Origin of the sequence: Mycolicibacterium sp. Y3, from assembly GCF_051188035.1 — a bacterium.
In the GTDB taxonomy this organism is placed as follows: Bacteria; Actinomycetota; Actinomycetes; order Mycobacteriales; family Mycobacteriaceae; genus Mycobacterium; species Mycobacterium fluoranthenivorans.
Map to the genome: position 1 here is coordinate 3,096,936 of NZ_JAVQLT010000001.1, position 13,015 is coordinate 3,109,950.

The 13,015-nt window shown below is 63.8% G+C and carries 15 protein-coding genes and 1 pseudogene; 12 read left to right on the plus strand and 4 right to left on the minus strand.

Going from position 1 to position 13,015, the window contains the following annotated elements; translation table 11 throughout:
* Position 1 precedes the first annotated feature (1 nt).
* The gene (locus QN239_RS14990; protein WP_499011464.1) at positions 2-679 is read right to left on the minus strand and encodes a winged helix-turn-helix transcriptional regulator; all 678 of its coding nucleotides are present in this window, start codon (positions 677-679) and stop codon (positions 2-4) included.
* Positions 680-838: 159 nt separating this feature from the next.
* Between QN239_RS14990 and QN239_RS14995 the strand changes: the two genes are divergently transcribed.
* The 3 genes from QN239_RS14995 to QN239_RS15005 all read left to right on the plus strand — a co-directional run bounded on the left by QN239_RS14995 (position 839) and on the right by QN239_RS15005 (position 3,826).
* Positions 839-1,480, plus strand: a complete 642-nt coding sequence (locus tag QN239_RS14995) for a redoxin domain-containing protein (protein WP_499011466.1) — start codon at positions 839-841, stop codon at positions 1,478-1,480.
* Between the two features lie 58 nt (positions 1,481-1,538).
* Positions 1,539-2,348 (plus strand): MBL fold metallo-hydrolase, encoded by an 810-nt coding sequence (locus QN239_RS15000; protein WP_499011468.1) that lies wholly within the window; start codon positions 1,539-1,541, stop codon positions 2,346-2,348.
* 191 nt (positions 2,349-2,539) lie between these two features.
* Positions 2,540-3,826 (plus strand): lipase family protein, encoded by a 1,287-nt coding sequence (locus tag QN239_RS15005; protein WP_499011470.1) that lies wholly within the window; start codon positions 2,540-2,542, stop codon positions 3,824-3,826.
* Between the two features lie 60 nt (positions 3,827-3,886).
* Here the strand turns inward: QN239_RS15005 and QN239_RS15010 are convergent, their stop codons facing one another.
* Positions 3,887-4,936, minus strand: a complete 1,050-nt coding sequence (locus QN239_RS15010) for a phosphotransferase family protein (protein ID WP_499011474.1) — start codon at positions 4,934-4,936, stop codon at positions 3,887-3,889.
* Between the two features lie 117 nt (positions 4,937-5,053).
* Here QN239_RS15010 and QN239_RS15015 point away from each other — a divergent pair, with 117 nt between their 5' ends.
* The 9 genes and pseudogenes from QN239_RS15015 to QN239_RS15055 all read left to right on the plus strand — a co-directional run bounded on the left by QN239_RS15015 (position 5,054) and on the right by QN239_RS15055 (position 11,262).
* The gene (locus QN239_RS15015; RefSeq protein WP_499011476.1) at positions 5,054-5,629 is read left to right on the plus strand and encodes a TetR/AcrR family transcriptional regulator; all 576 of its coding nucleotides are present in this window, start codon (positions 5,054-5,056) and stop codon (positions 5,627-5,629) included.
* Positions 5,630-5,651: 22 nt separating this feature from the next.
* A complete protein-coding gene (locus QN239_RS15020) occupies positions 5,652-6,707 on the plus strand; it encodes an LLM class F420-dependent oxidoreductase (RefSeq protein WP_499011478.1) in 1,056 nt (351 codons plus the stop codon).
* A gap of 123 nt (positions 6,708-6,830) precedes the next feature.
* The gene (locus tag QN239_RS15025; protein WP_499011479.1) at positions 6,831-7,577 is read left to right on the plus strand and encodes a hypothetical protein; all 747 of its coding nucleotides are present in this window, start codon (positions 6,831-6,833) and stop codon (positions 7,575-7,577) included.
* Positions 7,571-7,690: pseudogene (locus QN239_RS15030) on the plus strand (CAP domain-containing protein); the annotation flags it as partial. The gene QN239_RS15025 and the pseudogene QN239_RS15030, both read left to right, overlap by 7 nt.
* A gap of 105 nt (positions 7,691-7,795) precedes the next feature.
* Positions 7,796-8,635 carry an alpha/beta hydrolase-fold protein gene (locus tag QN239_RS15035; RefSeq protein ID WP_499016802.1) on the plus strand — a complete coding sequence of 280 codons (840 nt, stop codon included), beginning with the start codon at positions 7,796-7,798 and terminating at the stop codon, positions 8,633-8,635.
* A gap of 35 nt (positions 8,636-8,670) precedes the next feature.
* Positions 8,671-8,904, plus strand: coding sequence for a fibronectin-binding protein (locus QN239_RS15040; protein ID WP_499011481.1), 234 nt, complete (start codon positions 8,671-8,673; stop codon positions 8,902-8,904).
* Positions 8,905-8,946: 42 nt separating this feature from the next.
* On the plus strand, positions 8,947-9,948 hold the full coding sequence (locus QN239_RS15045; RefSeq protein ID WP_499011483.1) for an ABC transporter ATP-binding protein: 1,002 nt from the start codon (positions 8,947-8,949) through the stop codon (positions 9,946-9,948).
* 83 nt (positions 9,949-10,031) lie between these two features.
* Complete coding sequence (locus QN239_RS15050; protein WP_499011485.1) at positions 10,032-10,430, plus strand: hypothetical protein; 399 nt, start codon at positions 10,032-10,034, stop codon at positions 10,428-10,430.
* Positions 10,431-10,572: 142 nt separating this feature from the next.
* Positions 10,573-11,262, plus strand: a complete 690-nt coding sequence (locus tag QN239_RS15055; RefSeq protein WP_499011487.1) for a class I SAM-dependent methyltransferase — start codon at positions 10,573-10,575, stop codon at positions 11,260-11,262.
* Between the two features lie 28 nt (positions 11,263-11,290).
* Here QN239_RS15055 and mraY read toward each other — a convergent pair whose 3' ends face one another.
* Both mraY and QN239_RS15065 read right to left on the minus strand, forming a co-directional pair.
* Entirely contained in the window at positions 11,291-12,370 is a 1,080-nt protein-coding gene (gene mraY, locus QN239_RS15060; RefSeq protein WP_499011489.1) for a phospho-N-acetylmuramoyl-pentapeptide-transferase, read from the minus strand.
* A 21-nt stretch (positions 12,371-12,391) separates the two neighbouring features.
* Positions 12,392-12,997: a TetR/AcrR family transcriptional regulator gene (locus QN239_RS15065; protein ID WP_499011491.1), complete on the minus strand. Its 606-nt coding sequence runs from the start codon at positions 12,995-12,997 to the stop codon at positions 12,392-12,394.
* Positions 12,998-13,015: the final 18 nt, after the last annotated feature.

Genomic DNA, 13,015 nt, shown 5'->3' on the forward strand with positions numbered 1-13,015 from the left:
TCTAGATGACGGCGCGCACGGGATGGGGCTGAGCGGCTACCGATGCCGCGAAGGGGCTCAGCACGAACCAGGTCGGCAGTGCCGTGACGAGATGCTCGGGGCCTCCGACTCGAATGGCACCGGTGCTCTTGGCAGCAGCGAATGTCCGATGCCCGTACCAGATTTCGTACCAGGCCGACGTCTTGCCCGTGAGATGCAGGTCAACGTCGTAGTGCGGATCTTGGAAGCACACGGTCGATTCGTCGCGGTCGATGACGATCCAGCCGTGGACCTGTGGCTCGGTAAACTCGAAGTGCAGCGTGATGCGGCGATCGGCAGGAACACGCGTGTAGTCGAGACCTGCATGCATACGCCACAGCAGCAGGTAGGGGTCGGCCTGTCCTTGCTTCGGCCGCGGAAACCGCCAACGCACGGTCCACGAACCGAACGCAGTGATCACATCCAGCAGATCCTCGCCAGCTTGGGTGAGCTGGTAACCAGAATCGGTCTTGACCACGATCTCGGTACGTTCCAGATAGCGGAGCCGGTTGGACAACAGGGTGCGGGAGAGCCCGGGAAGCCCACGGTGGATCTCGTTGAAACGGCTTGCGCCGGTAATGATCTCGCGAACGATCAGCAACGACCAGCGCTCTCCGAGCAGGTCGACACCCATGGACACGGGGCAGTATTCGACGGTCACGGGAAATAACGCTAGGCATGATCGCAATCCGGTACAACGTTTGTACTAGTCGTGAGCTCAAGGCCTCGCGTTCCATGTGGGCATGCGAATTTCGATGCACTCACCAAGATGCTCGCCTCCGCTTCGAGGTCAGGAGCCTGAAGCCGGAGAGGGTCTCTCGTGAGCACCCTCCTGTTGGGGGACACTGCCCCGGACTTCGACTCCGTCACACAGGACGGGCCGTTCAACTTCTACGACTGGCTCGATGGCGGGTGGGCGATCTTGTTCTCCCACCCCAAGGACTTCACGCCCGTGTGCTCGACCGAGATCGCCGAGGTCGCCCGTTTGACCGACGAGTTTGCGCGCCGGAACGTGAAGGTCGCGACCCTCTCGGCAGGCACGGCGGACAGTCACCGCGTGTGGGCCGCGGAGCTCTCGGAAGCCTTCGGTGTGCCGATCCGGTTCCCTCTGATCGTCGATGACGAGGCACTGACGATCGCACACAGGTACGGCATGGTGCATCCCAAGCAGAGCGACATCACCACTATCCGATCCGTCTTCGTCGTCGATACGGACCGAAGAGTCCGCCTGACCTTGAGCTACCCCCACACCACCGGCCGCAACTTCCGCGAGATTCTGCGCGCCATCGACTCTCTCCAACTCGCCGACCGGCAGCACATCGTGACACCGGTCAACTGGTCACCCCACGAGGACGTCCTCGTCCCACTCGAGACCACCGACGACGAGGCCGAGCGGCGCTTCGGCGCGGTCACCCGGATCCTTCCCTACGTGCGCACCGTTCGACCCGCTCCATCCCTCTGACCTCGTTCCCCGCGTGAATTCCCCTCCATCACAACCAATGAAAGAAGAGTGCATACCCATGACGACCTCGACTACCCGCCACCAGATCTCGTTCCAGCCGATCGGCGGACCCACCGCGATCCTGTCGTTCGGTGGCCTACGGGTCATCATCGATCCCACCTTCGACGAACCCCAGGACTACACCGGACACGAAGGCACCGTTGGCCTCAAGGGTGTCATCCGGACCGAAGGTCCCGCGGTCGGCGCACACGAGCTCGGCACGATCGACGTCGCCCTGGTCTCCCATGACCATCACATCGACAATCTCGACACCTCGGGTCGGGAGCTCCTCAAGGATGTCACACACGTGTACACCACGGACCTGGGTGCCGAACGGCTCGGTGGGGGAGCGGTCGGCCTGGAGGACTACAAGACTGCGCAGCTTCCGCTCCCCGACGGCGGAACCGTCACCATCACTGGCGTGCCTGCTCAGCACGGTCCTGACGGGGTGTGGCAAGCGATCGGTCCGGTCACGGGATTCGTTCTCAGCGGCGATATCCCGACGACGTACGTCAGCGGTGACAACTCGTCGGTCGACATCGTCAAGGGAATTGCCGAACGGTTCCCCGACATCGAACTCGCCGTGCTGTTCGTCGGCGGCGCGGGGTTCGAGGAGCTTGCCGACGGTGTCTACATCACGTTGTCCAACGAACGTGCTCTCCAGGTGGCGAACATCTTGACCAAGGCCACCATCGTGCCCGTGCACAACGACTCCTGGAAGCACTTCCGCGAGGACGCCGACGACCTGCTCGGTGTGTTCCAACGAGCCGGCGCGACCGATCGGCTACACATCGTCGAACGCGGTGCCCACGTTCAGGTGGCGGGCTGAGTCCGGGACCACCGATACGGCCCAGTATTCATCGATTCCACCGAGTTTCGGCCGGTCGGCTCACCTCACTTCGCGCGGGCGGAGGTCGGGCCGAGCGGTCGATTCACGTGTGTTCATGCGGAGAGCGAGGAGTGGACTACGTGTCCAACGAGTCATACCCAGTCAAGCTACGGTGGGCGACGTGGCTGCGAATGGGGGCAGTCGTGATGATGTCGGCCCTCTCAGTGGTCTCGACGATCGCGGTGACACCCGTTGCCCGAGCAGACGATCGCCAGTACGAGCAGTTCTATACACCCCCAGAGCCACTACCGCCCGGGCAACCGGGAGACATCCTGCGCACGGAGCCGTCGCGACTGGTCCTGGAGCCGTCAGGTCAGCTTGGTTCGTTCGTTGGCGTGGGAACGCGAATCATGTACCGCAGCACCGATGCTCGAGGGATACCGGTCGCCGTGACCGGTACCTACATCGAACCCGACGTTCCGTGGCCCGGTAAGGGGCCCAGACCGTTGCTCGCGTACGCGACGGGCCCCTACGGAATGGGTGAACAGTGTGCGCCGTCGCGGCTGTTCAACCAAGGTATCCACTTCTCGCAGGGCTTCGATCTGATGCTCAACTACGAGGAGGGCTTCATCGCGACGCTCTTGGCGCGCGGATTCGCCATCGTGGTGACCGACGGTGTGGGAATGGGTGTCCACGGTCCACAATCACCCCAGTTCCTCAACAGGGTCGCCGCCGGGAACGCGCTCATCGATGCGGCCCGGGCTGCTCAGAAGCTCCCGGGGACCTCCCTGGATCCTCATGGGCCGGTCGGCTTCTGGGGCTGGGCCTCGGGTGGACAGGCTTCGCTGTCGGCGGCCGAACTGGCATCCACCTACGGACCCGACCTCGATGTCGTCGGGACCTACGCAGCGGCTCCGGTCACCGATATCGCGGCGGCGATACCGGGAATCGACGGTAACTTCCTGGCCGTGGTGGTGGGCTACGTGTTGCGCGGCATCTTCGCGTCGTATCCGGAGACCGAACAGCCCATCCGGGATTCGCTGACGCCGCGCGGACTCCAGATGCTCGACTGGAGTGGACATGCCTGCGTGGTACAGGGCGGGGTCGACTACGCATTCCGGCATCTTCAGTACTGGTTCAACGCCGACCTGGGCCAACTCGTCTCCAACGACCCGTTCAAGAGTCTGCTGGCCGCACAACGGATCGGAAATCTAGAGCCCAAAGGGCCCGTCTACATCACGCACAATCGGTGGGACCCCTTCGCGCCCTACCAGTCAGCGCGGCAGACTGCGGCGGACTGGTGCGGGAAGGGAGCTGACGTGACCTTCTGGACCAACGAGGAGCCCCCGTTGTTCAACAAGCTCGACGTGAACACCCTCCTGCCACCATTCGTCGACGGGGAGAGGAGCATGGCGTGGATGACGGACCGCTTCAACGGTGTGCCGACCGCTCCCAACTGCAACGAGATCGAGAGCTAGAACGCGCCCTCCGCAGGGGCGGGCTTTGCGATGATGCTCTGGGTGCGGTGGGTTCCCGTATCAGGCTCTACGTGCGAGGTGCCCCGCCGCGGAGGTCAAGAGGACGCCGATCGAGTGTTCGAGGGCCGTCGGGTCAACGGCCGCGTGGGATCCCATCACCCCGGCGAGCCGCCGGGCTCGCACACCTTCGAGCAGACTGGCGGCCCGCCACTGTGAGAATGCGCGGTAGTAGTCGAGGTCGTCGACCGTAAAGCCGGTGATATCCCGGTACACCGCCACCATGTCGTCGCGATCGGGGAAGCCTCCCGCACGCGTCGGTGACGGCATCACGATCGCCGCTTCCTCAGCCGGTCGCCAGTCGTCGAGCAGCCACGCGAGATCGGCGAAGGGATCACCGACGGTGCACAGCTCCCAGTCCAGCACTGCGGTGATGCGCCCGCCGGAGACCAGCAGATTGGACAGCCGGTAGTCCCCGTGCATGATGACCTCCGGTGACCGCTGAGGTAGCCGTTGCGATAAACCACGACAGACGGCCTGCCAGTCTCGATCGTGGCGGCTCGCGGCGCCCACCCGCTCCCACGCTGCAGACACGCGGCGCAGCTGCCGGACCAGGTAGGGGCTGCTCGATGCTGCGATGCCCAATCTCGCGGGGTCGAGACGGTGCAGGTGGCCCAAGGTCTCCGCGACGGCCACGCCGAGGTCTCGGCGCTCACCGGGAGCCAATGCCCTGGCATCTGCCTCGCTTTCCAGCGGTGCGCCGGCCATCCGCTCCATCACCAGAAACGGTGACCCGGACGGAGTCGTGCCGGTACCGACGACCCGGGGCACCGGCACGTCGGTATCCGCGAGGGCTGCCAGGATGCGCGCCTCGCGGACCACGTCATGCGCTTTACCCGCGGAATCGCCGGGCGGCGGTTCACGCATCACCCATTGGCGTCCGACGTTGTCAGTCACGACTGTGGTGATATTCGACTGCCCGATTCCCACCCTCTGGATCGTCACCGGCGAGGTGATCTCGGCAACGTGCCGCTCCAGCCACTCCGCAGTAGCCAGAGGGTCTGTCCACATACCGGGCGCCGATATCGGCGGGGTGTTCTCGTGCAGAACCATACCGTCAGCCCTTCTGTGGTGGCGTCCAAGCGGTTGGGTGCGCCGCGGCCGCCGTCGATCGAGGCTCGACCGCTTCGAAAGCGCCGCGAATTATTTACTGTAGATTAGAATACGATCATGGCAACGGTGGCGTCCGAGCGGGGGCGTGCGCACAAGTCCGCGACGCGTGAGGACTACATGGTTGTCGGCTTGGAGGTACTCGCCGACGGGGGACACCTCGAACTCAAGCTCGCAGAGGTGTGCAGTCGGCTGGGGGTGACCAGCGGTTCGTTCTACCACTTCTTCGAGGGTTGGGCGCAATACCGCGCTCAGGTGATCGACCACTGGAAGAACGAGGCGACACTCACCCAACTGCAGCTTCTGCGCGGTGAGCCCGATCCGTATCGGCGCATCGAGCGACTGGTGGACGTGGCGCTGCGGTTGGACCACACCGCCGAGAGTGCCATTCGCGCCTGGAGCCGAGTCGACCCCGATGTGCGTCGAGTGCAGGCAGAAGTCGATATGTTGCGGCGACAGGTCGTCTTCGATTCCGCCCGCCAGATCGCCGACGACGACCTGCGGGCACATCGCTTCGCGGACGCGGCACTGTATCTGCTCATCGGCTACGAGCAGGCGGCCGTGGCGCCGGACCTTGAGGGACTGGAGGCGATCTTTCGAGATCTGCTGACCATTCTCGAAGGTTCACCCGGTTGACGACGACGAAGGAGGGGGTGCGGTGAGGCTGGGTATGCCCCTGCGGTACTACGGAAATGATTTCGCGACCGTCGTCGATCGGCTGCCCGAATTCGAGCAGGCGGGTCTGCAGCGGGTGATGATCGCCGAGGCGTACAGCGTGGACGCGGTCAGTCAGATGGGCTACGTCGCGGCCAAGACCCGTCACGCCGAATTGGCCTTCGGTGTCCTGCCGATGTTTTCGCGGACACCGACCAACCTGGCCATGACCGCCGCCGGTATCGACTACGTCAGTGGTGGACGGTGCGTCTTGGGAATCGGTGCGTCAGGCCCCCAGGTCATCGAGGGCTTTCACGGGGTCAGATACGACGCGCCGGTCGAACGTGCCCGCGAACACGTGGCGATCTGCCGCAGGATCTGGCGGCGGGAGCCCAGTGAGTATCGCGGTAAGCACTACACACTGCCGTTGGACGAGGCATCGGGCGGGTCCGGCCTGGGGAAGCCGTTGAAGATCATCGGGACACCGGTGCGGGACCGGATCCCGATGTCGCTGGCGGCGATAGGGCCGAAGAATGTCGAACTGGCGGCTGAGATCTTCGACGAGTGGCAACCCATTCTGTTCCACCCCGAACGCGCGGACCGCGCATTCGGTGACGCCCTGCGGGCAGGGCGAAACCATCGTGACGATGAACTCGGTGATCTCGGCATCAGCGTCCAGTGCCCGCTGCTGATCTCCGACGATCCCGACCATGCAGCGCGTGCGGTGAACGCCGTCCGTGCGAATGTCGCGCTGTACGTCGGCGGAATGGGCGCCGCCGGCAAGAACTACTACAACACGCTCTTCGCGCGGTACGGGTATGAGAAGGAAGCCGCCGAGATCCAAAGGCAATTCCTGAGCGGATCGAAATCGGCAGCAGCTGAGGCTGTCCCGGAAGAGTTCGCGCGCGCCATATCGCTGATCGGCGATCGGGCGCAGGTGCGGGACCGGGTCGCGGCGCTACACGCCGCCGGGGTCACCTGTGTGCTGGCTGATCCCGTTGCGGATTCACACGCGCGCAGGCTCGATGACATGGCCACGGTCCGGGGCTTCTTGATTTGACGAACGCGTCAAACGACCGTTCTGCACTTTTTCTATCCAAGATTCGATTATGGTCCGTTTGTCGAGCTGTCATTCTTCGGCCCTGTGCCCGAAGAAGTCACGGCAGAACCATGAGGAGGAACTGTGACATCCACGCTGAACCCGGCGGTCAACGGTCGGGCTTCCACCGAGCGGGCCGACTATCGACTGCTTCGCGTCGGGCTGTGGTCGGTCTGCGTCTATGTCGGCCTGGGGCTGCTGGGATTCGCGGTGTTCGCGGGCTTCTGGCCGCCACCGAGTGAAGACCTGGACGCGGCCGGCATCGCCGCGTACTTCCACGAACACCAGACCTCGATCCGAATCGGCATGGTGCTCATGGCGGTTGGGGCCCCGTGTTACTACACCTGGAGCATCGTCCTGTCAAAGCTCGTCGGCCGGATGGAGGGTCCGATGGGGCCCCTGTCGATGACGGAGCTCATCGGCGGATTGATGACGGGTGTGGTGACCGTGGTTCCGGCGATCGTGTGGCAGACGGCGGCCTTCCGGGTCGAAACGAGGTCTGCCGAAACCATCCAGACGTTGTACGACCTCGGCTGGTTGTTCTTCGATCTGACGTGGATGTTCTCCTTCCTGCAGAGCGTGGCTTTGGGTATCGCGATCTTGATGGATCGACGTGACCGGCCACTGTTTCCGCGCTGGGTCGGCTATATCTGCTTCCTGACTGCCGCTGTCTACGTGCCGCTCGTCTTCATTCCCTTCGCGCGTACCGGTCCCTTCGCATGGCATGGTGTCCTGAACTTCTGGGCAGTGTTCGTCATGTTCTTCGTGCTCATCGCCGTGGTGACGCCATGTGCATTCCGTGCGTTGCGGCGCCTCGAATCGGAGACATAGCCGTGGATCCAAGTCCCGACTACGACGCGAGTGATGAACTTGAGTATTTCTTCAGCTGGTTGCCGTGGGCGCTTCGCGGCGTGTACCCGCCGCCGGCGTACCCCCCTGTCTGAGCGTTGCTCGATGCCGGAGGCGAAATACGCACCGTCTGTACCGCGGTGGGAACGGGGGCGGCGATGAGCACGGCCAGTCGGCTGCTGCGGAACCTGTTCGCGTTGATGGTGGGCGTCTGCCTGTGTTCTACGGGGCAGGCGAAAGCAGACGGGATCGAGTACCTCATGGTGCCGTCGGCGGCGATGGGTCGTGACATCCCGGTGGCATTCCAGGCAGGTGGACCGCACGCGGTGTACCTGCTGGATGCGTTCAACGCGGGTCCCGAGGTGAGCAACTGGGTCGGTGCCGGCGCGTTCAGCACCTTGGCCGGTAAGGGTATTTCGGTGGCGGCCCCGGCCGGTGGTGCGTTCAGCCTCTACACGAACTGGGAGGCGGACGCCAGCTTGCAGTGGGAGACGTTCCTGTCTCAGGAACTGCCGGACTGGCTGGCCGCCAACAAGGGCCTGGCGCCCACGGGACACGGGATCGTGGGCGCGGCTCAGGGCGGTACGGCGGCGCTCACGCTGGCCGAGTTCCACCCGGATCGATTCCGCTACGCGGGGTCGCTGTCGGGTTTCCTGACCCCCTCGAACACGTTTCTCAATGGTGCGCTCACCGCGGGTATGGCGCAATTCGGTGGGGTGAACACCCAGGCGATGTGGGGTGCGGCGCAGCTCGGTCGGTGGAAGTGGCATGACCCCGACGTGCATGGACAGTTGTTGGTGGACAACAACACCCGGCTGTGGGTGTTCAGTCCGCAGACGCTGACGTGTAGTGATCCCGTGGCGATGATCGGGTATTGCGATCAGGCCCAGGGCAGCAACCGCATTTTCTATTCGCATTACCGTGCCATGGGAGGTCGTAACGGGCACTTCGACTTCCCGACCGGAGGTCAGCATGACTGGGGTAGCTGGGGTCCGCAACTGGCCGCCATGTCCGGTGACCTGGCGGCCACCATCGCCTAGTGCACGCAACAAAGGAGAGAAACGTGGTTCGGCCGGTGAAGGTTTCATCCCTTGCGATCTTCGGATGTCTGATTGCCCTGGCGATGGCCTGGCCCGCACATGCCGCTCCGAATGACTCGCCGTGCAGCATGGCGGTCTCGCTGCTGTGCCACTTCGTCCCGATGGCCCCGGATCTCGACGGGGACGTCGATCTGACCACACAGCTTCCTGCGGGAGATCCCGGAGTTGCGGTGCCTCCAGCCGATCCGTGCGTCAGTGGCTGCATCTGAGGCTCGGGCCTCCGAATTGACAAGAACACGAGAGGATTTCGTATGGGTGTCGCAATCGATGTGACTGGACTGAGTAAGTCGTTCGGGTCGTCGAAGATTTGGGAAGACGTCACGCTGAAGGTTCCCGAGGGTGAGGTCAGCGTGTTGCTGGGGCCTTCGGGTACGGGTAAGTCGGTGTTCTTGAAGTCGTTGATCGGTTTGTTGCGCCCGGAGAAGGGTTCGATCGTCATCGATGGGACCAACATCTTGGAGTGTTCGGCCAAGGAGCTCTACGAGATCCGGACGTTGTTCGGTGTGCTGTTTCAGGATGGTGCGCTGTTCGGGTCGATGAACATTTATGACAACACCGCGTTCCCGTTGCGGGAGCACACCAAGAAGTCCGAGTCCGATATCCGCAAGATCGTGATGGAGAAGCTCGAGCTGGTGGGTATGCCCAATGATGGGCATAAGTTCCCGGGTGAGATTTCTGGTGGTATGCGCAAGCGTGCCGGTTTGGCGCGGGCGTTGGTGTTGGATCCGCAGATCATCTTGTGTGATGAGCCGGACTCGGGTCTGGATCCGGTGCGTACGGCGTATCTGTCGCAGTTGTTGATCGATATCAATGCCCAGATCGATGCGACGGTGCTGATCGTGACGCACAACATCAATATCGCGCGGACGGTGCCGGACAACATCGGGATGTTGTTCCGCAAGCATTTGGTGATGTTCGGTCCGCGTGAGGTGTTGTTGACCTCGGAGGAGCCGGTGGTCAAGCAGTTCCTCAATGGTCGTCGTATCGGTCCGATCGGTATGTCCGAGGAGAAGGACGAGGCGACTGCGGCGGCGGAGCAGGCGATGATGGATGCCGGTCAGAGTGATGGTGGTGTGGAGGAGATCGAGGGTGTGCCGCCGCAGCTGATTGCGACGCCGGGGATGCCTGAGCGTAAGGGTGTGGCGCGTCGTCAGGCTCGGGTGCGCGAGATCCTGCACACGCTGCCCCCGGCCGCGCAGGCCGCGATCCTCGACGATCTCGACGGCACTGCGACCGCGGCGATCACGCGGTGATGCGGGCGGTCAGGCCCTATCTGGTGGCGAATCCACCTCGTGCCGACCGTACCCGAAACCGTCCGATGACTCGGAGTGCGGTGATGAACAGAGCTGACGAGAACGAATTTGCCTGGGCTCTCATGGGATCGGCGAAGCCGTTCCTCGCGGACACGGTGAATTCATGGCTGTGCGTCAAGATCGGCGCGGGCGAGCAGAACGTCGCCATCAGAGAACTTCTCGAACGAATCGTGGGCAACGGTGCGACGCTGCCTCCCGCCCTCGTGGCGTCGTTGTGGGCGTGGATAAATGGGTTCGTCGGCAGTGATGAGGAGACCGCACTGCGCGATCTTGCCGTGCGAATACGAGTGGCGCAGACAAGTCATCCGCGTCCGCCTGTGCACGAGGACGATCCGGAAGTGGCGCAGTTGATTCCGCGACGAAGCGAGCGAGCTGAGCGAAAGCACGTGCAGTTCGCAGCGGCTGTCGACGAGCGCCGCTGAGGAACCTCCGAGCGGATGGCCGGGCCGTTGTCAAGGGTCGGTGAGGTCGGCTTCGAGCAGGTCCCGGTCGGGTTGGCAAGGTGAAAAGGTCCACACCGAAAGTCGGCTCTAGCTGCGGAAATTCGGTACTACCGTGGAATGCATGACGATTGAGACGATGGACTGGGACGGTGCCTACCGCGAGGATGGTTTCTTCGATGGCCCGCCGCCGTGGAACATCGGCGAGCCCCAACCTGTGATCGCCGACCTGATCCGCGCGGGTGCATTCCGTAGCGACGTGCTCGACGCGGGCTGCGGCCACGGTGAGGTGTCCCTCGCCCTGGCGGAGGCCGGCCATACCGTGGTCGGTCTGGAACTATCGGGTGCCGCCGTCGCGTGGGCACAGCGCACGGCCGCTGAACGCGGACTGACGAACGCGACCTTCGTGCAGACCGACATCACCGCATTCACCGGTTACGACGAGCGCTTTCTCAGCGTGGTGGACTGCACCCTGTTCCACGCGCTGCCGGTGGACAGGCGCGATGCCTACCTGAAAGCAGTCCATCGTTCCGCCGCCCGAGGCGCCGACTATTACATCCTGGTCTTCGCCAAGGGCGCCTACCCCGCAGAGATGGCGTCCAAGCCCAACGAGGTCGATGCCTACGAACTACATGCCGCGGTCGGACGCTATTTCGACATCGACTTCATCCGCCCGGCACCGATCTTGGCCAAAGTCGGTTCCTTGCCCGGACTTCCAGATCTCACACTGCCCTTCGACCGAGACTCGCTCGGGCGGCTGCAGTTTCCCGGATACCTGCTGCACGCCCGCAAGGCTGAGTCGGCGACCGCCTGAACCGACGCGACAGCAGGGTGCCCGGCGCTCACGATCCGGCGGCCGTCAACCATTCGCTGTAGAAGAGCGCGATTCCGAGACCGCAGGAGATGGCCGTGATCAGCCAGAATCGAATGGTCAGTGTGCTTTCCGGCCAGTCCATCAGCTCGAAGTGGTGGTGCAGGGGAGTGAGGCGAAAGACCCGGCGGCCGGTGGTGCGGAATGCGATGACCTGGATGACGACAGATGTCACCTCAGCCACGAACAGCGCGCCGAGGATGATGGCCAAGACCTCGGTGCGACTGGTGACCGACAGGCCGGCGATGATGCCGCCCAGCGCCAGCGATCCGGTGTCGCCCATGATGATCCGAGCGGGTGCGGAGTTCCACCACAGGAATCCGATGCAGGCGCCGGCAGTTGCGGCTGCCAGCAGGGCCAGATCGTGGGGATCCCGGACCTGGTAGCAACCGGGCCCGGGATTGACGGTGCAGGCGTTTCGGAACTGCCAGAAGGTGATGAGGACGTAGGCGGCGCTCACCATTGCCATGGCACCTGCGGCGAGCCCGTCCAGGCCGTCGGTCAGGTTGACGGCATTCGACCACGCGGAGACGACGACGATGCAGAACAGCACGAACACCGTGGGCGCCAAGGTGAGCGCGGCGATATCGCGGACGTAGGACAGTGCCGCGCTGCCCGGGGTGAGACCGTCGGCGTTGTGGAACTGCAGCGCGAGCACACCGAAAAGGACTGCCGCAACCAGTTGGCCTGCGGATTTGGCCCTCTTGTTCAGGCCGAGATTACGCGAGCGCCGTAACTTGACGTAGTCGTCGGTGAAGCCCACCACGCCGAGTGCGGTGGCGAGCCCGAGGACGAGCAGCCCAGATGCCGACGGGCCGGAACCGCCGAGACCGAGCCCCACGAGGTTGGTGCCCAGGTAGCTTGCCCACATCGCGGTGAGGATCGCCAGACCGCCCATGGTCGGCGTGCCCCGTTTGCGTTGGTGACTCCGGGGTGCGTCGTCGCGTATCTCCTGACCGAAGCCCATGACGGTGAACGCGCGGATCAACACGGGCGTGAGCAGAAGCGCGACGGCCAGCGCCACGCCGGCGGCGATGAGTATCAGAGCCATGAATGACGTACCCCCACGGGGTCAGTATGACTCCGACCGGTCGGCGGAGGTGAACGGCGCGAGCAGGAACTCGTCGACGAATCGGGCGAAGGTGTCGTCGACGAAGGCGGGGTCGGGTGCGGTGAAATACTCGATGATGAAGCCTTGGAACGCGGCCAGTGCTATGCGCGAGCGGGTTTCGGCGACATGGTCGGGCATTCCGAGCGCTTGCAGGCGCGCCTTGGAATTGCGGGTGAGCAAGGACAGGGTGTCCCAGGTGTACTCGCGATAGGGGCTGTCGAGTCCGCAGGAGGCGCCGAACACCTGCAACACGACGCGCAGGCTGTTGCGCCGTTCTCCTTGCGTGCATTCGTACCAGTCGTCGAAGCACCATGCGCGATGAGCGGCAATCGAATCCGGGAGGTCCAGCTGCTCGGTCTCCGGTATTGCCGCGCGCTGTTGACGGGTCAGGACTTCCAGGATGAGTTGCTCTTTGCCGCCGAAGTAGTAGACCAGCATGCGGGCACTCGTGCCCATCTGGGCGGCAAGCTCGCGCAGCGATGTGTCGACCACCCCGGTGCGCGCCAAAATGGCCCCCGCAGTGGCCAATAGCTCTTCGCGCTTCGCGTGGTCGAACGGTCGCGGCACGCTTGACTGTAACAGTTG